This window comes from Maritimimonas sp. 2205BS37-2 (assembly GCF_056591755.1).
Genome location: NZ_JBWQOI010000001.1, coordinates 389,599 through 411,618, shown reverse-complemented (window position 1 = coordinate 411,618; position 22,020 = coordinate 389,599). Strand labels below are relative to the sequence as shown.

The 22,020-nt window shown below is 33.4% G+C and carries 25 protein-coding genes; 17 read left to right on the top strand and 8 right to left on the bottom strand.

Annotated features, from left to right (window positions below; translation table 11 throughout):
* The first annotated feature begins 86 nt into the window (after window positions 1-86).
* The 4 genes from AC1EUU_RS01795 to AC1EUU_RS01780 are packed head-to-tail and all read left to right on the top strand — an operon-like array spanning window position 87 to window position 2,214.
* Window positions 87-626, top strand: coding sequence for an RNA polymerase sigma factor (locus tag AC1EUU_RS01795; RefSeq protein WP_480199665.1), 540 nt, complete (start codon window positions 87-89; stop codon window positions 624-626).
* Between the two features lie 38 nt (window positions 627-664).
* Complete coding sequence (locus AC1EUU_RS01790; RefSeq protein WP_480199664.1) at window positions 665-1,339, top strand: hypothetical protein; 675 nt, start codon at window positions 665-667, stop codon at window positions 1,337-1,339.
* A gap of 8 nt (window positions 1,340-1,347) precedes the next feature.
* Window positions 1,348-1,812, top strand: coding sequence for a hypothetical protein (locus AC1EUU_RS01785; RefSeq protein WP_480199663.1), 465 nt, complete (start codon window positions 1,348-1,350; stop codon window positions 1,810-1,812).
* A 45-nt stretch (window positions 1,813-1,857) separates the two neighbouring features.
* Window positions 1,858-2,214, top strand: a complete 357-nt coding sequence (locus AC1EUU_RS01780; protein WP_480199662.1) for a DUF6515 family protein — start codon at window positions 1,858-1,860, stop codon at window positions 2,212-2,214.
* A 49-nt stretch (window positions 2,215-2,263) separates the two neighbouring features.
* On the opposite strand, the gene AC1EUU_RS01775 is transcribed toward AC1EUU_RS01780, so the two are convergent.
* The gene (locus AC1EUU_RS01775; RefSeq protein ID WP_480199661.1) at window positions 2,264-3,880 is read right to left on the bottom strand and encodes an ABC-F family ATP-binding cassette domain-containing protein; all 1,617 of its coding nucleotides are present in this window, start codon (window positions 3,878-3,880) and stop codon (window positions 2,264-2,266) included.
* Between the two features lie 155 nt (window positions 3,881-4,035).
* On the opposite strand from AC1EUU_RS01775, the gene AC1EUU_RS01770 reads away from it, so the two are divergent.
* Window positions 4,036-5,433, top strand: coding sequence for a TlpA family protein disulfide reductase (locus AC1EUU_RS01770; protein WP_480199660.1), 1,398 nt, complete (start codon window positions 4,036-4,038; stop codon window positions 5,431-5,433).
* 115 nt (window positions 5,434-5,548) lie between these two features.
* On the top strand, window positions 5,549-7,294 hold the full coding sequence (locus AC1EUU_RS01765; RefSeq protein ID WP_480199659.1) for a DEAD/DEAH box helicase: 1,746 nt from the start codon (window positions 5,549-5,551) through the stop codon (window positions 7,292-7,294).
* Between the two features lie 63 nt (window positions 7,295-7,357).
* Here AC1EUU_RS01765 and AC1EUU_RS01760 read toward each other — a convergent pair whose 3' ends face one another.
* Both AC1EUU_RS01760 and AC1EUU_RS01755 read right to left on the bottom strand, forming a co-directional pair.
* Complete coding sequence (locus AC1EUU_RS01760; RefSeq protein ID WP_480199658.1) at window positions 7,358-8,656, bottom strand: MFS transporter; 1,299 nt, start codon at window positions 8,654-8,656, stop codon at window positions 7,358-7,360.
* A 70-nt stretch (window positions 8,657-8,726) separates the two neighbouring features.
* Complete coding sequence (locus AC1EUU_RS01755) at window positions 8,727-9,545, bottom strand: M48 family metallopeptidase (protein WP_480199657.1); 819 nt, start codon at window positions 9,543-9,545, stop codon at window positions 8,727-8,729.
* A 57-nt stretch (window positions 9,546-9,602) separates the two neighbouring features.
* On the opposite strand from AC1EUU_RS01755, the gene AC1EUU_RS01750 reads away from it, so the two are divergent.
* The 5 genes from AC1EUU_RS01750 to AC1EUU_RS01730 all read left to right on the top strand — a co-directional run bounded on the left by AC1EUU_RS01750 (window position 9,603) and on the right by AC1EUU_RS01730 (window position 12,700).
* On the top strand, window positions 9,603-10,472 hold the full coding sequence (locus AC1EUU_RS01750; protein ID WP_480199656.1) for an alpha/beta fold hydrolase: 870 nt from the start codon (window positions 9,603-9,605) through the stop codon (window positions 10,470-10,472).
* Between the two features lie 95 nt (window positions 10,473-10,567).
* On the top strand, window positions 10,568-10,975 hold the full coding sequence (gene msrB, locus AC1EUU_RS01745; RefSeq protein WP_480199655.1) for a peptide-methionine (R)-S-oxide reductase MsrB: 408 nt from the start codon (window positions 10,568-10,570) through the stop codon (window positions 10,973-10,975).
* A gap of 59 nt (window positions 10,976-11,034) precedes the next feature.
* A complete protein-coding gene (locus AC1EUU_RS01740; protein ID WP_480199654.1) occupies window positions 11,035-11,589 on the top strand; it encodes a DUF1572 family protein in 555 nt (184 codons plus the stop codon).
* A 14-nt stretch (window positions 11,590-11,603) separates the two neighbouring features.
* A complete protein-coding gene (locus AC1EUU_RS01735) occupies window positions 11,604-12,119 on the top strand; it encodes a DinB family protein (RefSeq protein WP_480199653.1) in 516 nt (171 codons plus the stop codon).
* A gap of 56 nt (window positions 12,120-12,175) precedes the next feature.
* Window positions 12,176-12,700 (top strand): DinB family protein, encoded by a 525-nt coding sequence (locus AC1EUU_RS01730; RefSeq protein ID WP_480199652.1) that lies wholly within the window; start codon window positions 12,176-12,178, stop codon window positions 12,698-12,700.
* A 24-nt stretch (window positions 12,701-12,724) separates the two neighbouring features.
* Here AC1EUU_RS01730 and AC1EUU_RS01725 read toward each other — a convergent pair whose 3' ends face one another.
* Window positions 12,725-13,543 (bottom strand): methyltransferase domain-containing protein, encoded by an 819-nt coding sequence (locus tag AC1EUU_RS01725; protein ID WP_480199651.1) that lies wholly within the window; start codon window positions 13,541-13,543, stop codon window positions 12,725-12,727.
* A 41-nt stretch (window positions 13,544-13,584) separates the two neighbouring features.
* On the opposite strand from AC1EUU_RS01725, the gene AC1EUU_RS01720 reads away from it, so the two are divergent.
* From AC1EUU_RS01720 to folD, 5 genes are all read left to right on the top strand, one after another.
* A complete protein-coding gene (locus tag AC1EUU_RS01720; protein ID WP_480199650.1) occupies window positions 13,585-14,388 on the top strand; it encodes a DUF6597 domain-containing transcriptional factor in 804 nt (267 codons plus the stop codon).
* Between the two features lie 62 nt (window positions 14,389-14,450).
* The gene (locus tag AC1EUU_RS01715) at window positions 14,451-14,906 is read left to right on the top strand and encodes a hypothetical protein (protein ID WP_480199649.1); all 456 of its coding nucleotides are present in this window, start codon (window positions 14,451-14,453) and stop codon (window positions 14,904-14,906) included.
* Between the two features lie 65 nt (window positions 14,907-14,971).
* Entirely contained in the window at window positions 14,972-15,577 is a 606-nt protein-coding gene (locus AC1EUU_RS01710; protein ID WP_480199648.1) for an SGNH/GDSL hydrolase family protein, read from the top strand.
* Window positions 15,578-15,631: 54 nt separating this feature from the next.
* Window positions 15,632-16,963 (top strand): signal recognition particle protein, encoded by a 1,332-nt coding sequence (ffh, locus tag AC1EUU_RS01705; protein WP_480199647.1) that lies wholly within the window; start codon window positions 15,632-15,634, stop codon window positions 16,961-16,963.
* A gap of 51 nt (window positions 16,964-17,014) precedes the next feature.
* The gene (folD, locus tag AC1EUU_RS01700; protein ID WP_480199646.1) at window positions 17,015-17,890 is read left to right on the top strand and encodes a bifunctional methylenetetrahydrofolate dehydrogenase/methenyltetrahydrofolate cyclohydrolase FolD; all 876 of its coding nucleotides are present in this window, start codon (window positions 17,015-17,017) and stop codon (window positions 17,888-17,890) included.
* 164 nt (window positions 17,891-18,054) lie between these two features.
* Here folD and AC1EUU_RS01695 read toward each other — a convergent pair whose 3' ends face one another.
* The 4 genes from AC1EUU_RS01695 to AC1EUU_RS01680 form a co-directional block, all read right to left on the bottom strand.
* Window positions 18,055-18,639: a hypothetical protein gene (locus AC1EUU_RS01695; protein WP_480199645.1), complete on the bottom strand. Its 585-nt coding sequence runs from the start codon at window positions 18,637-18,639 to the stop codon at window positions 18,055-18,057.
* 79 nt (window positions 18,640-18,718) lie between these two features.
* On the bottom strand, window positions 18,719-19,147 hold the full coding sequence (locus tag AC1EUU_RS01690; protein WP_480199644.1) for a DUF1801 domain-containing protein: 429 nt from the start codon (window positions 19,145-19,147) through the stop codon (window positions 18,719-18,721).
* 7 nt (window positions 19,148-19,154) lie between these two features.
* The gene (locus tag AC1EUU_RS01685) at window positions 19,155-19,574 is read right to left on the bottom strand and encodes a VOC family protein (protein WP_480199643.1); all 420 of its coding nucleotides are present in this window, start codon (window positions 19,572-19,574) and stop codon (window positions 19,155-19,157) included.
* Window positions 19,571-19,936, bottom strand: coding sequence for a cupin domain-containing protein (locus AC1EUU_RS01680; RefSeq protein WP_480199642.1), 366 nt, complete (start codon window positions 19,934-19,936; stop codon window positions 19,571-19,573). Before AC1EUU_RS01680 ends, AC1EUU_RS01685 begins: the two co-directional genes overlap by 4 nt.
* Window positions 19,937-20,011: 75 nt before the next feature.
* On the opposite strand from AC1EUU_RS01680, the gene argS reads away from it, so the two are divergent.
* Window positions 20,012-21,796: an arginine--tRNA ligase gene (gene argS / locus AC1EUU_RS01675; RefSeq protein WP_480199641.1), complete on the top strand. Its 1,785-nt coding sequence runs from the start codon at window positions 20,012-20,014 to the stop codon at window positions 21,794-21,796.
* Window positions 21,797-22,020 lie beyond the last annotated feature (224 nt).

Sequence of the window (22,020 nt, the reverse complement as noted above, 5' to 3'; positions counted from 1 at the left end):
CAATTTTAATACATAATACCGTAAAAAGAAAGATTCAATATTAAACCTTTTTCGGCGTTAATAGTCTAAGTACAAAATCCAAGCTAGTGATTGAAGAATCAGTACTTATCGAACAACTTAAAAACGCTCAAACACAAGATGTTGCATTTCGGCAACTAATGAGTCAATATAAAGATCGCTTGTATTGGCATATTCGTAAAATAGTAATCTCTCATGATGATGCAGATGACGTTTTACAAAATACCTTCATAAAAGTTTATAGAAATATTGATAAATTTAATGCACAAAGCAAACTGTTTTCGTGGATGTATCGGATCGCCACCAACGAGTCGATTACATTCATTAATAAAAGAGCAAAGGCGCAGAATATTGATATTAGTGAAATACAATACAAATTGGCAGAAAGTTTAGAAGCGGATGTCTATTATGATGGTGACGAAATGCAAATAAAGCTGCAAAAGGCTATAGCTCAATTGCCTCAAAAGCAACAGCTCGTTTTTAATATGAAATATTTTGATGATATGAAATATCAAGAAATCTCTGAGGTACTTGAAACCTCTGTTGGAGCATTGAAAGCTTCATACCATCATGCGGTAAAGAAAATTGAAAATATTTTAACACAATAATATTAAACCTTGGCACCATTTTTTAGTCTAAGTGGCAAATGAAATCTAATAGTTTAAACATATTAAAAGACAAAGGAAGCGGTTTTAAAGTACCAGAAGGGTACTTTGATTCGGTTGATGAAATGGTAATGTCTAAACTAATTATAGACAAGCTTCCAAAGAAACATGGGTTTTCTACACCAAAAGGCTATTTTGATACATTGGAAGAAACTGTACATGCAAAACTAAATATAGATTCTAGAACCGGCAATAAAGGCTTTAAAGCTCCAGAAGGTTATTTTGATGCTATAGAAGATACTGTTTTTACTAAACTTGGAAAACATACGCAAAAAGTAGATATTTCTAATGTGCCTGCGGACTATTTTGATACACTTGAAGATAAGGTTTTTGCTAGATTAAAGAAAGAAGCCATAAAAGAACCAAAAGTAATACCTTTAAGCGCTCGTTTGAGAAAAGTTTGGGCTCCGATTACAATTGCGGCTTCGTTTGCGTTGATTTTTATACTTACCTATAATAAATCAGCTATTATTGAACCAGGTATTGAAACAGTTGTAGTTGATGAGCTTATTGAAGAAAACCTTATCAATCTAGATAGCTATGAAATAGCTGAAGTATTTAATGATACTGAACTTGTAGCTAATGAAGATGAAGATGCCGAACTACTTGATTACTTAAATGGCACAGATGTTGAAAGCATGTTATTAGAAAATTAAAATAGTTAATGAAACGAATATTATTTATAACCTTATTTATAGTAATAACATCTCAAGTTTCTGCACAAGCAAACCGCGAGAAGATAAAAGCTATGAAAACAGCTTTTATTACCAATGCTCTTGATTTATCATCAAAGGAAGCTGAACAATTTTGGCCAATATACAATAGATACGACAAGCGCATTTTTCAAGCAAAAACGTTAAAAACAAGAGAAATTGCCAGAAGAGTAAGAGTCGCCGGTGGTGTACAGCAACTATCTGAAAAAGAAGCTAATGCTATGCTTCAAGAATTTATTGATATTGATTTTGAGGTTGCTAAAGCCAAACAAGACTTAAAAGACGATTTAAAAAATGTTATATCAAGTAAGAAAATAATCCTATTATTTAGAGCTGAGCAAGACTTCAATAAGAAACTACTCAGAGAGTTTAGAGAACAACGTAAAAAGAATCTGCAAAAACGTATAAGAAATTGATATTTCTCACGTTATTATCCATAAAATAACCTAAGTTGAATGACGATGAAAAGATTTAAAATACTTTCTACAATAATACTTACTGTTTTAGGCTTAACTACTTTAGAAGCTCAAGATCAGTCTTCTGTAGAATCAAAGAATCAAAAAGAGACTATTAAAGTTACAGAAAAAGAAGAAAAAACAGTTATCCATAAAGGCATTACCTATTATGTCATTGATGGTATGTGGCATACCAAAATGAAGAATAGATACATCTTAAAAACCGCTCCAGAAGGTGCTAAAACCAATTTTATACCTAAAGGTGGTAAACTTGTTACTTTAGCTGGCACCAAATATTATAAGTGTAGAGGTGTTTTTTATAAAAAATTAAAAGATGGTTTTTACGAAGTAGATCGACCTTAACATAAAATATGATTCTGTAAAAAAAGAAGCCTTTTGGGCTTCTTTTTTATTATGCATACATTTTATTGCGTAATTCTTTAATTTTTGAGTCTTGAAAATATTCGTCAAAAGTCATGTAGCGGTCAATAACCCCGTTTGGTGTCAATTCAATAATTCTATTAGCAACGGTTTGAGCGAATTCATGATCATGTGTAGAAAATAATACCGTCCCCTTAAAATTCTTTAATGAATTATTAAATGCTTGGATTGACTCTAAGTCTAAGTGATTCGTAGGTTCATCTAAGAGTAAAACGTTTGCTCGTATCATCATCATTCTTGATAACATACAACGCACCTTTTCACCTCCAGACAATACATCACACTTTTTTAAGGCTTCTTCACCACTAAAGATCATCTTACCCAAAAAGCCTCTAATATAAACCTCTTCACGTTCTTCTTCTGTTGTAGCCCATTGTCTTAGCCAATCAACTAATGTTAAATCACCAGTAAAGAATTCAGAATTATCTAATGGTAAATATGCCTGCGAAGTTGTTACACCCCAAGCATATTTTCCTGAATCAGCTTTTATTTTATCATTTATAACTTCATAAAAGGCAGTTACCGCTTTGGAGTTTCTTGAAAAGACAACCACCTTATCTCCTTTGGTCAAGTTTATATGAATGTCTTTAAACAATAATTCTCCATCTAATGTTTTGCTCAATCCCTCAACATTTAAAATTTGGTCTCCAGCTTCACGATCACGATCAAAAATAATCGCCGGATAACGTCTACTAGATGGACGAATATCTTCTATGTTTAGCTTTTCTATCATCTTCTTTCTACTAGTAGCTTGTTTAGATTTAGCTACGTTTGCAGAAAAACGACGAATAAACTCTTCTAATTCCTTTTTCTTTTCTTCGGCTTTTTTATTTTGCTGGGCTCTTTGTCGTGCAGCCAACTGACTCGACTCGTACCAAAAAGTATAATTACCAGAATAATGATTTATTTTACCAAAATCAATATCAGATATATGTGTACAAACCGCATCTAAAAAGTGACGGTCGTGAGATACTACAATAACAGTATTATCATAATTCGCTAAAAAATGCTCCAACCAAGCAATTGTTTCATAGTCAAGATCATTGGTTGGCTCATCCATTATCAATACATCAGGATTTCCAAATAAGGCCTGGGCTAGTAATACCCTTACCTTTGATTTTCCATCGAGATCAGACATCAAAGTATAATGCATACCTTCTTTAATATCTAAATTAGATAATAAAGCAGCAGCATCACTTTCTGCATTCCACCCATTCATTTCTTCATATTGCACTTGCAACTCTCCAATCCTATCGGCATTTTCGTCAGAATAATCAGCATACAATTTATCCATCTCAGTTTTAACCTCATATAAAGGTTTATTCCCCTTTAAAACAGTTTCCAATACTGGAAAGTCATCATAAGCAAAGTGATCTTGTGAAAGTACAGACATACGCTTACCAGGTTCTAAATTAACAGTTCCTGAAGTCGGTTCTTGTACTCCCGATAATATTTTTAGAAAGGTAGATTTCCCTGCCCCATTAGCACCAATGATGCCGTAACAATTGCCCTTAGTAAAAACGGTATTTACTTCATCGAATAAAATGCGCTTCCCGAATTGTACGGATAAGTTTGAAACTGATAACATACTGTCTTTTTGAAAATTTTGGCAAAAGTAATGAAATAGCGCATTTTTTAACTATAATTAGGCTTATATTTTAACATCTAATTAACAGGATTGCACTAGCCAGATAGCTACTTTTGTTTTGTTGAATGGATTATGCTAGTTTTGCGAGAATTTTAATGAAACCGCTATTGAAATATAAATTACTATTACTAATACTTGTTTTACTTTCTGCTTGCGTTGGCGACAAGCATCTAACCGAGGCTACATACTTTGGTGGTAAAATCATTAACCCAAAAGATTCTAAAGTCTTTTTCTATAAAGGTGAACAGCTTTTAGATTCTGCCAAATTATCTGCAAAGAATAAATTTAAATTTAAATTCGATTCTATAAAAGAAGGCGTATATACTTTTATGCATGGCCCAGAGGTACAATTTGTATTTCTTGAACCAACAGATAGCTTATTAATGCGCTTAAATACTTGGGATTTTGACGAGTCGCTAGTTTATAGTGGTAAAGGGGCTGATAAAAATAATCTAATGATCAACCTCTTTTTAATCAATGAAAAAGAAGATAAGCTTTTTTATAATTATTATACCTTAAACGATAGCTTATTCAATATTAAGGTTGATTCATTATTAAAAGAAAAACAGCAACTTTTTGCAAATTTTAAAATAGAGCATCCTGAAGAATCGCCCTTATTTGATAAATATATAAACGCAATTATCGAGCTTCCGTTGTATACAAAAAAAGAAGCGTATCCATATCGACATGGAAAAGCAATGAAACTTAAGGAGCATCCACACATGCACCCAAGGTTTTATAAGTTTAGAAAAAAATTAAACTTAAAAGATAAAGAACTCCATAACTTATATGTTTTTCATGATTATATTAAAACTTATTTATACCATTTGAGTTATGAGAAAGAAGTTTTAAGCGACAAAAAAGAACCAATGACGGTGAATTTTTTGCAAGCAGTGGCAGATAATGTTAAGAATGAAGATTTAAAGAACAGACTTTTAGATGAAGGTATTTGGAATGTTGCATTAAGCAGTTATTTACCTGAAGAACAAGTTGATAAGGCACACAAAATATTCTTTGATAATTGCAGCAATGAGAAACTTCGAAAGAATATAGAATTAACAATAAAAGCTAAGGAGACTCTACCAAAGAATTCAAACTTACCGGAACTCGTAGTATTGAACTCTTTCAATAATAAAATTTCAATTAACGATGTGGTTAAAGGATCAACTTCTGTTATCTATTTCTGGCCTAAGAGCTATCGACAAATGGATAATATGGTTAGACGTGTGAAATATCTAAGCAATAAATATCCTGACGTACAATTTATAGGGGTTAACGCTGTAAAAACATCTAAAGACTGGAAACATAATATTAAATCTTATAAACTAAAGGATAAAACTCAATTCTTACTAGATAAATCTGATAAAAACGATTGGCTGTTTATTGATTACTCAAGAGCAATTCTTTTAAATAAAGAAAGTACCGTAGTGAATAATTTCACACATCTTTCAAGTAGAAACATTGAGTATCAACTTAAGAAATTAGAAAAGTAAGGGCTATGGCATTAGTTACATTTATTTAACGTACTTTTGCAGGCTCATAAACAAGAGGCTTATTTATCTGCTGTCGGCATTTTATTTCGGAGCCTTAGTTTGATAAAATATATATATGTCTCAATTTAATGAACTTGGCTTAAGCCAAGTAATCGTTTCTGCTCTAGACGATCTAGGGTATGAACAACCAACTCCTATTCAGGAGAAAACAATTCCACAAATTTTAATGTCACCTGATGACCTAAAGGCTTTTGCTCAAACGGGTACCGGTAAAACTGCTGCTTTCAGCTTACCTATTATCGAACAGGTGGATACAACTTCTAAAGAAACACAAGCAATTATCTTATCTCCTACTCGAGAATTGGCCATTCAAATTGGTAAAAACATCGAAGAATTCTCTAAGAATTTGAAGAACTTAAACGTAATAACAGTTTACGGCGGTTCTGATATCGAAAAACAAATTAGAGGGCTAAAAAAAGGTGCACAGATCGTTGTAGGTACTCCGGGCAGAACCGTTGATCTTATTAAGCGTAAAAAATTAAAGTTAAGTAATATAAGATGGGTGGTATTAGATGAAGCCGATGAAATGCTTAACATGGGTTTTAAGGAAGATCTTGATAAGGTTTTAGAAGTAACCCCAGATAGCAAGCAAACATTATTGTTTTCGGCTACTTTTCCAAGAGAAGTAAATGCCATTGCAAAGAATTATATGAACAACCCTGTTGAGATTGATGCAGGCAAGCGTAATTCGGGTTCTGATAATGTTTCGCATGAGTTCTATTTAGTTTCAGAACGCAATAGATATCCTGCTTTAAAACGTTTAGCAGATATCAATCCAGATATCTATGGTATCGTTTTTTGTAGAACACGTAGAGAAACAAAGGATGTTTCGGCTAAACTTATTGCTGATGGTTATAACGCCGATGCTTTACACGGTGATCTATCACAGGCACAGCGCGATATCGTTATGGAAAAGTTTAGAAATAAACATCTGCAGATTCTTGTTGCTACCGATGTTGCCGCACGCGGACTAGATGTAAATAACTTGACACATGTTATTAATTATAAACTACCCGATGAGGCAGAATCTTATACACATCGTAGTGGTAGAACCGGTAGAGCAGGCAATAAAGGTATCTCAATAGCCATAGTTACTAATGGTGAGAAAAGAAAACTCTCGCCAATTGAAAAAAAGATAGGTAAGAAATTTGTTGCAAAGCAAGTACCTAACGGAAAAGAAATCTGTGAAAAGCAACTCTTCAAACTAATTGAAAAGGTTAAAGATGTTGAGGTGAATGATAGCCAGATATCTGGATATCTCGAAGGAATATATGCGAAATTAGAAGGCCTTGATCGCGAAGAGCTTATACGTAAATTTGTCTCAATAGAGTTTAATCAATTCTTGTCTTATTATGAAGATGCTCAAGACTTAAATGGTGACACCTCTAAAGAACGAAGAAGAAGTGGTGATGAAAACTTCACTCGCTTCTATATTAATTTAGGAAAGATCGATAAATTAAATCCGGCTAGATTAATAGGACTTATAAATGAAAATCTTAAAAAACGAGACGTAGAAATTGGTCAGATTGAAATTCTTAAGAATTTTTCATTTTTTGAAATTGATAAAAGCTTTGAAGAAAGCGTTTTAAAATCGTTTAGAAATAGTGAGTTTGAAGGAAGAGGAGTAATCGTTGAAGTTACCAAAAAGCAAAAACAACAGAACCGAGGCAGAAAACGTGGTGGTTTCGGTGGTGGTAGGCGTCGCTCAGGTAGTAATGACTTCAAAAGAGGTAATCGATCTTTTAACTTCGAAAGCAGCAATAAAGGCCAAACTAGAGGCAGAAGAAATAGAAAAAGGTAGTTTTTAGTGGAAATTTAAATTGCCTTAGGTCAGTTAAGAACTTTTGTTTTTAGCTGACCGTTTTTATTGTACATACTTTGTCTTCTTAACATAGCTTAAGACAATAAATGAGGCCAAAAAGAAAACCGCCAAGAGCAAAACACTATATTGCATTGAGCCTGTTAATGCAATTAAAGCCCCAAAAACAAAGGTTCCTAATACAATAGCTATTTTTTCGGTTACATCATAAAAACTAAAATAAGTAGCATGATCTTGCGTCTCGGGTAAGAGTTTAGAATATGTCGACCGCGATAAAGATTGGATAGCTCCCATAACCAATCCAATTAAGCCCGCCAAAGAATAAAACTGAATTGCAATACTTTCGCTTTGCTTATTAATCATAAATGCTACAAAACATACCAAGCCCCAAATGGCTATTGTAATTTTTAAAGAAGCTATATTACCAATTTTATCAGTTAATCTAGAAAATATAAAAGCACCTAAAATAGCAACAATCTGAACCAATAAAATAGCTGCGATTAAATCCGCAGTGGGTAAACCAAGTTCTTGACTACCAAAGATACCCGCCATTAAAATAATAGTTTGTACACCGACACTAAAAAGGAAAAATGATATTAAAAATGTTTTTAATTGTGGATAGTTTACTAACTCTTTATAAACAATTTTTAATTCTCTAAATCCTTTCCATATATAGTCTTTTTCAGGTTTTTTGTTATACACATTGTTTGGTAATTTTCTAAATGTAATATGCGCAAAACCAAGCCACCAAATTCCTACTAATACAAAAGTCAATCGTGAAGGCATAGCTGCATCAGTAAAGCCAAACCACTCAGGTTTTTGAATCATTACTAAATTGAAAAGCAATAAAAGTACTGAGCCTACATAACCATAAATAAATCCTTTAGCACTAGCTTTATCTTGTTGCTCAGGAAGTGCAACTTCGGGGAGATATGAATTATAAAAAACAATACTTCCCCAAAAGCCAATGCTTGCTAAAATAGTAAACAAGATTCCCACCCAAAGAGAATCAACATCTTTAAAAAAGAACAAGCTCATTACCGATAATGCTCCAACCCAACAAAATACTTTTAAGAATTTAAGTTTGTTACCTGTATAATCGGCTATTCCAGAGAGAATTGGAGAAATAAAAGCTACAATCAAAAAAGAAAATGACAGAGCATAATCATATAAAGTTATAGGCGTCCATAAGCTTCCTAAAAAAGAAACCTTATCAAATTGTTCTGTAACAACTCCGTAATATATTGGAAAAACAGCTGTAGAAATTACTAAAGAATATACCGAATTTGCCCAGTCATAAAATGCCCAGGCATTAATGAGCTTCTTATCTCCTCGTTTTAGCATGGTTGGTTAGTTAAATTAAAAAAGCCGTTCTATTGTAGAACGGCTTACAATGTACTAATTTATTTAAATATCAATTTGCCATCGTTTGAGCATTCAATCTTTTAGCAATTACTTTTGCTTGAGGTATCCATTCGGTTAAATGCTTAATACGTGTTTGATTTGACGGATGTGTGCTCAAAAATTCTGGTGGCGCTTGTTGCGCTCCTGCTCTTTTGCTCATACGTATCCATACGTTCACAGATTCAGCCGGATTATAACCAGCCATAATCATAAACACAACGCCTAATTTATCAGCCTCTGTTTCGTGCGTTCTACTAAACTTTAATTGCCCCAACTGTGACCCGATACCATAAGCGGTCATCCACATTTGTTGTGTTTTTGGGTCTTTATTACCAGTTGCTAATGCAACTCCCAAACCACCAACTTGAGCTAACATTCCTGTAGACATACGTTCTGCTCCATGTCTAGCAAATGCATGTGCTACCTCATGTCCCATAATAGCCGCTACGCCGTCTTCATTCTTTGCTATAGGCATGATGCCTGTATAAAAAACCACTTTGCCGCCTGGCATCGCCCAGGCATTTACTGTTTTATCATCAATTAAATTAAATTCCCAGCGGTAAGCATCTGCTTTATCTGCCATGTTGTTAGCGCGCATATAACGATCTACAGCACCAGCTATCCTTTTACCAATAGTTTTTACTTGATTGGTCATTTCTGAGTTGGATGATACCTTATTCTGATCTAGAAATCCCTGATATTGTTGAAATGCCATAGGCAATATCTGAGCATCGCTAACTAAGCTAAATTGTTTTCTCCCTGTAATCGGCACTGTACTACAACTTAAGAGAAATAAAAAAACCAGACTAAGTGAAGTTACTTTTTTCATATTACTATTCGTTTTTTGTTACTCGTAAATATACAAATTTTGCATAAATTAGTGTCTATGAATCAAAAATCAAATTCCGTTCCAAAAGAAGCATTTAAGTTCCCGAGTTCGATTATTCAGCGAGCAAAATTTTATCAGTTTATATCGAATTCATTGGCTTCAAAGTTTGCCTATAAATTATTCATTACACCTTCAAAATTCAAAACACCAGAGCGTGAATTGATGATGCGCAAGAGTGCTAAAAATATTCTAGTGAAGATTCCTGGAATAGAACATGAAGTTATGCTATATGAGTATGGGTTTTCAAAAACTAAAGTATTATTAGCTCATGGCTGGTCGGGGCGTGGAACGCAACTCTATGAAATAGCTGATAAATTATTAGAAAATGGTATGATGGTTATTGCCTTTGATGCTATAGCTCATGGGCAATCAAATGGAAAAGCCACAAGTTTAGCCGAAAGCATGGCCGTTACAAAATACATCGCTGAACATTATGGCCCATTTCAGTTTGGGATTGGTCATTCATTTGGTGCAATGACTTTGTTAAATGCTCAGGCATCAAAGCCACTATTTGAAAAGATTGTTTCCATAGGTCAAGAAGGTTCTTTAAATATTGTTATTGATGAATTTTCCAAAAAATTAGCATTGAAACAGAAAACCGCGAACGGAATAAAAAATTATATTAAGTCTTCACTCAACACGAATATAGAAGCAATCTCAGGAAATCAAATTGCTAAGAAAATAAATATTCCGGTTTTAGTTTTGCACGATATGAAAGATACAGATGTTGATGTAAGTAGTGCTTTTAAATTGCGTCAAAATTTACGACATGGCACCGTAGTTATTTCAAACGGGTTGGGTCATCGAAAAATTTTACGTGATCAAGAAGTGATCAACAGAATAATTAAGTTTTTAAAACCTAAATAATGAAGCGTTTACTATTTGTATCTCTTACCCTATTACTTTTTAGCTGTTCGACAAATGCTCAGAACAAGAATTCAAAGAAGTCAACAAAGAAAACCATGAAAAAAAATATAGAAAAAGTGGTTAAAACAGAAGCAGAATGGAAAGCCATTCTCTCACCACAAGAATATTATGTTTTAAGACAAAAAGGAACCGATAGACCAGGTAATGTTGGTTACACAAAGCATTTCGAAAAAGGCACATATCATTGTCGTGCTTGTGACTTACAATTATTTGAATCGAACAGTAAATATGAATCACATTGCGGATGGCCCTCGTTTGACGATGCTATTGAAGGCACCATAATATTTACACCAGACTATAGTCTTGGAATGAGGCGTACCGAAATTACTTGTGCAAGATGTGACGGCCACTTAGGGCATATTTTTGATGATGGGCCAAAAGAAACTACCGGTAAACGTTATTGCGTAAATACAAGTTCAATTAAGTTTGTAAAATCAGAGTAAGTTTTTGGATAAATTTCATTAAATTTAGAGTTCTTGATCTTATCAAGAACTCTTTTTTTATGGAAGAAAATTACATCATCAGTATTCAAAAACAATTTAATTATTATAAAAGTTTAGGAGATAAGACTTTTGAGCAATTAAATGAAGATCAGCTATTTTGGCAAAGCAATGAAAGCGATAATTCAATTGCAATTATCGTAAAACACATTGCTGGAAATATGCGAAGTCGATGGACCAATTTTTATACCGAAGATGGAGAGAAAAGCTGGAGAAATAGAGATCAAGAGTTTATAAATTCATTTAACACAAAGGAAGAAATAATTGCGTATTGGGAATCTGGTTGGCACTGTTTGTTTTCTATCATTAATTCACTAAAAGCGGAAGATTTAAGCAGGATTATTTACATAAGAAATATTGGACATACTGTAACTGAAGCCATTAATAGACAGCTTTGTCATTATTCATTTCATATTGGTCAAATAGTTTTTTTAGGAAAATTGTTAAAAGGTGCGAATTGGAAAAGTTTATCGGTTCCAAGAAATCAATCTGATGCCTATAATAAAGAAAAATTTAGTCAAGAAAAACACCGAGGGTATTTTACAGACGAACTATAATAAAATTAAAATATATGCAACGTACGAACTGGGTAAATAGAACATTTAATTTGGGGATTCCGGCTGGTTGGTTATTCAATATTTTAACTCGGCTGGATGGCACTTCAGTTAGATTAAACGGCTTGACGGAGCACCTCTCAAATGAGCAACTTAGTCTAAAGCTAAAAGATAAATGGAGTATAAAAGAACATATTGGACATTTAATTGATCTTGAGGAACTCCATTCAGGTAGAGTGCAAGATTTTATGGAGAGGAAGACTATTCTAAGAGCCGCCGATATGAGTAATAAGAAAACCTATGCAGCCAATCATAACGATAAATTAGTAAGAGATCTAATCGATGAGTTTAGATTGAAAAGGGATGAATTTACAAGTTCTTTAAAAAATTTAGACGATGGCGCTCAATTGTTTGTAGCCACACATCCTCGATTAAATGTGCCTATGAAAGCTGTAGATATGGCTTTTTTTACAGCAGAGCATGATGATCATCATATTGCTTCAATTTACGAGATAATAGCAGCATTAAAATAGATTCAGTTTTTATAAGTTTTCATTTTTTATATCTTTAAAAACAAATTCATTAGCATATGGATAAAAAAGCGATAACCGAATTATTGGAAGAGAAACATCAAGATCTTTTTGATTGGATTGAAAATCAACCCGAAGAAAAATGGACAGAAGGACCGCAAGGAAAATGGACAACCGGGCAACATGTGCTTCATCTATTAAACAGTATCAAACTATTAAATCATGCCATGAGCTTTCCTTCGTTTCTGTTAAAATATAAATACGGCACTTCAAATAGAGAATTGAGAGATTATTCAGCCGTGGCTAATCGTTATCAGGAAAAGCTAACTGCAAATCTAGACCGAGCAAGAGACTTTAACAGTAATTTAAAAACACCAACACTAAAAGAAAAAGAACATCTTCTCACTACTCTAAAAATTCAAAATAAAAAATTACAACATAAGACCAACAAATGGAAGGATAAAAATTTAGACAACCTTATCTTACCTCATCCTTTAATGGGAAAAATGCCTGTTCGTGAAATCGTAATGTGGACCGCCCATCATACCGAGCATCACACAAATTCTTTAAAACAAAACTATTAGTTTTAGTTACAACTAGACATCAAGTTAGATCTTTCGAGCAATTACTTCACGCATTGCAGGGCAAAAAATAGTTGCTCCTGGTTCTTTTTCAAGTTCGGCAAAAGCAGCTAATGCTGCTTTTACTTCTTGATTGGTTAAATACCCAGAGCTTACTAATTTCGGAAAATAAATATGAAAAAAACTTTTCGGCCAATGCCAGGTAAACTCTTTTGGTGTTGCCATTTTAGTTAATGGTCGCATGCTGATCACCTCGTATCCACATTCTTTGAAATAAACCGGTAAGTTTCTGCCTACGTCGATCTCTCCATTTTGTTCTTTTAAGCTTTTTAATGCAGCGGCAATTCCTTTTGCCAATGCAGGAATATGAGGTTCAGATTGTAAGGTAGACCAATCAAAATACTCTTGTGTTACCACTACTCCACCCTTTCTCAAGGCTTTATTTAATTTATTGAGTACTACTTTAGGGTTTGAAACCCATGCAAGTGCCCAGCGATCGTATACGCCATCAAGGCTATTATCTTCAAGTTGCATAGCATCAAAATCACAGCATTGAGTTTCTATGTTTAATCCGAAGCTTTCTGTTACTTTATTTAAGAAATCAATAAAATGAGCAGATTTATCAACGCCAATAACTTTTCCTTTAGTTCCGGTTATATATGCTAATTCTGTAGTGCAAAACCCAGGGCCACAACCCAAATCTAATAAGGTTTGTCCTGCTGAAAATCCTGCTAAGTCCCATCCTTTAATGGCCTCGCTAGACCAAACTTGATGTTGCAATCCTAAACGATGTAATTCTTCTTTTTCGGTACCTAAAATATATGCATTTGCTTCTTGCTTAGACATAAAGTAAATTTAATCTTTTAAATTGGTGAACTCTCAAATTTATGGATAATATCTATCATCAAAAAAAGACAAAAGGTAAATTCTCGAATATTATAAAGAGTTATTGGCAAGTTTACAGCGAGAACACTGAGGTACATAAAGAGAAAATAGTTCCTGATGGTTATCCCGAGCTAATTTTTCACTTTGGTGATCCATATAGGATACATATTAATGGAAAATGGGAAATACAATCTCGTTATCTTCTGGCGGGCCAAATTCGAAACTTCTTTTTTTTGGAAAACACAGGAATGTCCAAAATTTTTGCCCTAAAGTTACAACCTTGGGCAGTTCCCCTTTTTTTAACTATCGAAATGTCATCTTTAACCGATAAGGTAATTGAAATTCCTGATGAGGTCCTTAAAAAATTATCGCCATTAAAAAACATTGCAATAAGTTCAGAATCTTTTGAAGATAAAATTAAACTAATTGAAAATTGGCTAGCGATTAATTTAACTACTTTTAAAGGGCATAGAGGTCAAAAAATTGTTAAACAAATAATAGAAAGAAAAGGAAACATCGATTTAAAAATTGCTCGAGAAAATATTGGCATTAGCGAACGCAGCTTAGAGCGTTACTTTAAATCTAAAATCGGATTGTCTCCTAAATTTTATACGCGCATCATTCGTTTTTCTAACATTTTTAAACTCATCAGAGAAGAAACTATTGATTGGGGAGATATATACTATCAAACGGGATTTTACGATCAAGCACATTTTATCAAGAATTTTAAAGAGTTTACCGGAGAATTACCCACAAACTATAAGTTCTTCGAAGAAAATATGGCCAATTTATTCCTAAAAAAATAGTTGTCGGTTTTGTACAATACTTTACTTCATTTTACCAATAAGTTTGTACAAACTAGTGTAACATGAGAAATTTTAGATTAAGCTGTATTATTTCATTATTAGTCCTTTTTTGTGCTTGTGCTCAAAATAAAGAATTAGAAAAGGTAAACTTTTTAATAGGAATTTGGAAAGTAGAACATAAAGAAAGTTATGAAGAATGGAAAAAATCTGATGCTCATTTAACAGGCAAAGCTTACAAAATAAAAGATGGAGGAAAAAGGGTATCGGAAAGATTAGAAATAAAATTTGAAAACAAAAATATAGTATATACTGCAACTGTTTTAAATCAAAATCAAGGTAAAGGGATTCCTTTCATCTTAAATACTTCTAAAAAAGAACTTATTTCTTTTGAAAATTTGGAACACGATTTTCCGAAGAAAGTACAATATAAACAACTCAATAAAAATGAGTTACAGGTATTCGTATTAGGAGAAAATGATAGAGGGTTTTCTTATAAGTTGATAAAGCAATTCGATTAGTCTTTAGTTCTAAATTCATTTAGTATTAAATGGTTATTTTTGATGTGAATCTTTGTACAAATACTATGTTCAAGAGAATTACTTTGATAGCGGCAGTTCTAGTATTTAATTTCATGTTTTCGCAATCGAAATCAAAAGAGCGTATTCTTTTTATAGGAAATAGTCTTACCTACACAAATGATCTTCCAAGCCTTGTGAAAGAAGAAGCAAGCAAAAAAGGTAAAACGGTAAAAACAAAAATGATTGCTTTTCCAAACTACGGTCTTGAAGATCATTGGAATGATGGAAAAGTACAAAAACTTATAAAAAAAAATCAATTCGATTATGTAATCATTCAACAAGGCCCTTCTTCACAGGCCTATGGAAGAAGTAGCTTAATAGAATTTGGTGAAAAACTAAAGAAATTATGTCAAGAGAATAATACACAGTTAGTTTACTTTATGGTATGGCCCTCAACACATTATTACAAGACCTTTGATGGTGTTATAAAAAATCATACCGATGCCGCCAATAAGAATAATGCCTTACTCGCACCGGTTGGTAAATTTTGGAAAGCGTATTTTGATGAAACCAATGACCATTCTTATTACGGAATTGATGGTTTTCACCCTTCTGTAAAAGGCAGTAAAAAGGCCGCTGAGATAATTGTAAAAACACTCTTTTTCAACTAAATTTTCTTCTCACAAATCATTATCTTTGCCACTTACTAAAAATGACGCGAGATTATGTTTAATAATTTAAGTGATAAATTAGATAAAGCCTTTCATGTTTTAAAAGGGCATGGAAAAATTACAGAAATAAACGTTGCTGAGACTTTAAAAGAAGTTCGTAGAGCACTTTTAGATGCTGATGTTAACTATAAAATAGCCAAAGACTTTACCAATCGTGTAAAAGAGAAAGCGTTAGGGCAAGACGTATTAACTACCTTAAATCCTGGTCAATTATTAGTAAAGATCGTAAAAGACGAGCTTACTGAATTAATGGGTGGTGAAACCGTTGGTATTAACCTTGGCGGCTCTCCAACAGTAATTTTAATGTCTGGTTTACAAGGTTCTGGTAAAACTACCTTTTCAGGGAAACTGGCAAATTACCTTAAAAATAAAAAAACAAAGCAAGTTTTATTAGTTGGTTGTGATGTTTACCGACCTGCCGCAATTAATCAGTTAAAAGTAGTTGGTGAACAAATAGGTGTTGAAGTATATGCTGAAGAAGGAAATCAAAATCCTGTTGAAATCTCCCAAAACGCAATAAAATATGCCAACTCCAATGGCAAAAATGTAGTTATTATTGATACCGCTGGTCGTTTAGCGGTTGATAATGAGATGATGACCGAAATCTCAAATATTCACAAAGCCGTAAATCCGCAAGAGACTTTATTTGTTGTAGATTCAATGACGGGTCAAGATGCTGTGAATACCGCAAAAGCATTTAATGACATTCTAAATTTCGAAGGGGTAGTATTAACAAAATTAGACGGTGATACTCGTGGTGGTGCTGCTTTATCAATAAAATCAGTAGTTGATAAACCTATAAAATTTATAGGTACCGGAGAGAAAATGGAAGCCATAGATGTTTTTCATCCTGATCGTATGGCCGATCGTATTCTTGGAATGGGAGATGTGGTGTCTTTAGTAGAAAGAGCTCAAGAACAGTTTGATGAGCAGGAAGCCCGTAAACTACAAAAGAAGATTGCTAAAAATCAATTTGGTTTTGATGATTTCTTAAAACAAATTCAGCAAATCAAAAAAATGGGGAATATGAAAGACTTAGTTGGAATGATCCCCGGAGTTGGTAAAGCAATGAAAGATGTTGATATTGATGATGATGCTTTTAAGGGAATAGAGGCTATTATTCACTCTATGACACCATCAGAAAGAAGTAAACCTTCAACTATAAATTCTAGCAGAAAAAAGCGTATCGCCAAAGGCTCTGGCACATCAGTTCAAGAAGTCAATCAGCTTATGAAGCAGTTTGACCAAATGAGCAAAATGATGAAGATGATGCAAGGTGGTGGCGGTAAACGTATGATGCAAATGATGAAAGGCATGGGAAGATAAAACAATTGGCTACTTACTTAAGTAGCCTTTTTTAATTATAAATTTTATACAATGATTCTACTTGACGGAAAATCAACCTCAAACGCAATTAAAGACGAACTCACCGAAGCCGTTGCAAAACGTAAAGCTGAAGGAAAAAAAACGCCACATCTTGCCGCTGTTTTAGTTGGTAATGATGGCGCAAGTATGACCTACGTTAATAGTAAAGTTAAGGCCTGTGAGCGTATTGGGTTTGAATCAACGTTAGTAAAACTAGAAGATACAATCTCTGAAGATGAATTATTAGTAGAAATTGAAAAACTAAATACTAATGATGCCATTGATGGATTTATTGTTCAGTTACCACTACCAAAGCATATTGATGAATTGAAAATCACAATGGCTGTTAATCCAGATAAAGATGTAGATGGGTTTCATCCTATGAATGTAGGTAAGATGGCTTTAAATTTACCTACTTTTTTGCCAGCTACTCCATTTGGTATATTAGAATTATTAGAGCGCTATGATGTTGAAACAAGTGGTAAACATGTAGTTGTTATTGGTAGAAGTCATATTGTGGGTGAACCTATGAGTATTTTACTAGCCCAAAAACGTAAGCAGGGAAATGCAACGGTTACGTTAACACACAGCCGTACGAAAAACCTACCTGAAATTACACGCCAAGCTGATATTATTGTTGCGGCATTAGGAATTCCTGAATTTCTAAAAGCCGATATGGTTAAAGAAGGTGTAACAGTAATCGATGTTGGAATTACTCGTATTGATGATCTTTCAAGAAAAAGAGGCTATCGATTAGTTGGAGATGTTGCATTCGAAGAAGTGAGCAAAAAATCTAGTTTTATCACACCAGTTCCTGGTGGCGTGGGGCCAATGACCATCGCGATGCTTTTGAAAAATACTTTATTGGCTTGTGAAAGCAGAGACTAACCTAATAAAGATTAAAAGACAACAGATAAAATATAAATTATTAATTCAATAATTAATCTCATAACCATAGCATTAAATGTATATCAAATGTAAACATGAAAATGTTATTAAGTGTTAAGGATTTATTATTTAATAAATATTTAACATCGACAAACTACTGAATATCAGTCCTCTCTTTTTAGACAACTAATTTTCCAGGTGGCATAGGCAAAAGTTTCATCTTTTGTAACCCACTCACCCATCCAGTTAAATCCTTTATCAGAAATATTAGAAAAAGTTAAACGGTAATATCCATCCATACCGTTTGGTGCTTTTTGTTCATTATATAAGACAATATTATCTCCTTTTTTATTCCCTTCCCAGGCCGATAATCTGCTAGCAATAGATTTCGTAGTATAATAATGCACATACCAACGAGCACTATCTTGACTATATTGACGAATACTTCCAGAACTACTACCATCAGATTTAGTAGTTTCATCTTGAACAGCCATCCCGTTCATTATATATTTAAATTTCCAAGTCATATCAATAGGCGCTGCCCATGATTTATCTTTTTTTCTTACTTCCGATTTACAATCGCAAATTCCAATTAAAGCGTCATAATCTTTAAGTTGCTCTGGAGCGTTAGGGTTTATTTTCCCAAAAGGGAATTTTTTAGAAGGCTCATAATTCGCTGAAATGCTTTGAGCGAAGTTAGTAAACGATAATGAGAATAGTGAAATTAATAGGAAAACTCTAATGATCATAATAGTAGATTTGGTATTTAAATCTACCAATAAATACCTTGTTAAAATGTTAATTTGTAATTATTTAGGAAAAATTTAACTACATACCCAGTGTTGGTAAGTGTTTTATCTTATGATACCGTAACGTAGTCCTTATACAGTTTTTCAACTCCTCTTCAGGGGGTTTATCTTTAATTTGAAAAATGATCGCTCTGCTACCTTCAAAATTAAATGTATTCTTATATATAAATTTAAAAGTTGGCACTAATTTACTGGTACATTGAAAGTACATCGCATATTGCTGAGGAGATTTTGCTTTCCAATCTATTCTAAGTGTACTTCCTTTAGTTGTTAAATAACTTGGTTCTCCCCATTTTAAGGTCTCTTCCAAACTTGACACTCCTTCGAGCTCTTGAGCTGATTCAATAATTAAAGCTCTAAGGTGCATCATTCTCTTTTTTACCACAGCAGGGTAATTTTCAAAAACAGCTGTAACTCTTGGGTCGGTTATTACTTTTAAATCTTCCACTAGCTCTCTATTTTGCAAACAATTGAGACCTGTCTTTGAATGCTTTAAACTCTAAAGCATTACCGGCTGGATCTAAAAAGAACATCGTGGCTTGCTCACCAACTTCTCCTTTAAATCGTATGTAGGGTTCTATTATAAATTCAATACCTTTAGATTTAAGATCATCTGCAAAAGCATGAAATTGATTCCAATCTAATACAACACCATAATGTGGTACCGGAACATTTTTTCCATCAACAGGATTGACATGCAAATCGGTTTCAGATTTCGGTTTATAATGAATCACCAATTGATGTCCAAATAAATTAAAATCAACCCAATGTTCAGCACTTCTTCCTTCTTCACATTCTAAAACATCACGATAAAAAATTCTGCACTCACGAAGATTATGAACTGGTATGGCTATATGAAAAGGTTGTACACTCATTCTTCTCTATTTACTAAATCTATTGAAAAAGCGGGTGTACATACTGCCAAGTACTCACACTCCTCATCAAAGGGATTTGAATACTGAACTCTAACATTTTTCTCAATTTTTATAGACTGTCCCGCCTCTAATATTATGGTCTCACCTTCTATAATAAATTGTTTTCTTCCTTTAATGATATATGTAAATTCATCGAATTCTGGAGTCTGAAAAGGTTCACTCCAACCCGATGGCGCCACCATATGTGCAATACTTATTTTTTGGTTACCATCAGCGGCATTACCAAAATGTTCCTCAATTAATTTCCCATCGTTAGTAGGAACCACGAAAGGTGATTTTTGTATTGTATATTTTTTAATCATACCATTTTAATTACCAAGAATAAAAATAGCAATTTGATGCCTAATTGTTTAATTTTGCGCCTTAATTTTTACGCAATGTCTATTCAAGATATATTAAAATCAGCCATTCAAGATGCTTTTAATAGCATTTATGATGTTTCTATTGAAAAAATTGAATTTCAAGCTACCCGTAAAGACTTTAAAGGTGATATTACGGTAGTTGTCTTTCCTTTTTTGCGTGTTATAAAAGGAAATCCAATTGAAATAGGAACTAAATTAGGCGAATACATAAAAAGTCATGTAAATGAAATAGCTGATTTTAATGTAGTAAAAGGTTTCTTAAATTTAGAGTTAAGCGATGCCTACTTTTTAAATCAGTTCAGTGATATTAATAAAACCAATAATTATGGTATTTCATCAATTAATACTAATGGAAAAGCCGTTATGGTTGAATATTCATCACCAAATACAAATAAACCTTTACATTTAGGACATATACGTAATAATTTACTAGGATATTCTGTTGCTGAGATTTTAAAAGCTTCGGGTAAAAAAGTATATAAAACTCAAATTATCAATGATCGTGGTATACACATCTGTAAAAGCATGCTCGCTTGGCAACGTTATGGAAATGGAGAAACTCCTAATTCTACTGGGTTAAAAGGTGATAAACTGGTAGGTAATTATTATGTTAGGTTTGACCAAGAGTATAAAAAAGAAATTGAAACTCTTATTTCTAATGGAGTTCCTTCGGAAGAAGCAAAAAAACAAGCTCCAATCTTATTAGAAGCACAAGAAATGCTTCGCAAATGGGAAGCGGGGGATGTTGAGATAGTTGATCTATGGAAAAAAATGAATGGTTGGGTTTATGCCGGGTTTGACATTACCTATAAAAATTTAGGAGTTGATTTCGATACCTTATACTATGAAAGTGACACGTATTTATTAGGAAAAGAATTTGTTGCCGAAGGTTTAAAAACAGGAGTGTTCTTTAAAAAAGAGGATGGTTCCGTTTGGTGTGATCTAACAGATGAAGGTCTCGATGAAAAAATTGTTTTACGTGCTGACGGTACAGCGGTATACATGACCCAAGATATAGGTACAGCCATACAACGTATTAAAGACCACCCGGACGTTGGAGGTCTGGTTTACACCGTTGGTAATGAACAAGACTATCATTTTAAAGTGTTATTTCTAATACTGAAAAAACTAGGCTTTGATTGGGCCAAGAATCTACATCATTTAAGTTATGGCATGGTTGATTTACCTAGTGGAAAAATGAAATCTCGCGAAGGGACGGTTGTAGATGCTGATGATTTAATTATTGAGATGACTAATACTGCCCGAGAAATCTCTGAGGAGTTAGGGAAACTTGAAGGATATACCAATGACGAAAAGGAAGCTCTTTATAAAACTATCGGTTTAGGTGCCTTGAAGTATTTTATATTAAAAGTAGACCCTAAAAAGAGAATATTATTTGACCCAAAGGAATCAATCGATTTCCAGGGAAATACAGGTCCGTTTATTCAATATACGTACGCTAGAATACAGTCTATTTTACGTAAAGTAGATTTTGATTATAATATTGATCTAAATACTGTTGAAGGTGCTTTACATGAAAAAGAGCGTAATCTTTTAAAACAACTTTCTTTATTTCCAGAAGTTGTACAACAAGCTGCTAGTAATTATAGTCCAGCTTTGATTGCAAATTACACCTATGATTTGGTAAAAGAATACAATTCATTCTATCAAAGTGTACCCATTTTAGGTTCAGAGAATCCGCAAGAAAAGATTTTTAGAACACAATTGTCAAATAAGGTGGCAGAAGTTATTAGATCTGCCTTTGGATTCCTAGGCATTAATGTGCCTGAGCGCATGTAATTTGACAAGTCTCTTTTATACATAAATAAAGCAAAAAACGAGGATGTTATCCTCGTTTATTATTATGTACATCTTTATCTTGGGTTCTACTGGTGTTTGTTGTTTTTCTAGTGTTATACTACTTGTAAAAGTCCATTTGAATGTATTCCCTCCTATAATATCTTCATCTTCCAGTTTCCTTAAAGCTCTGCCTTAGTTAATGGAATGGCCATGTCATCATCACT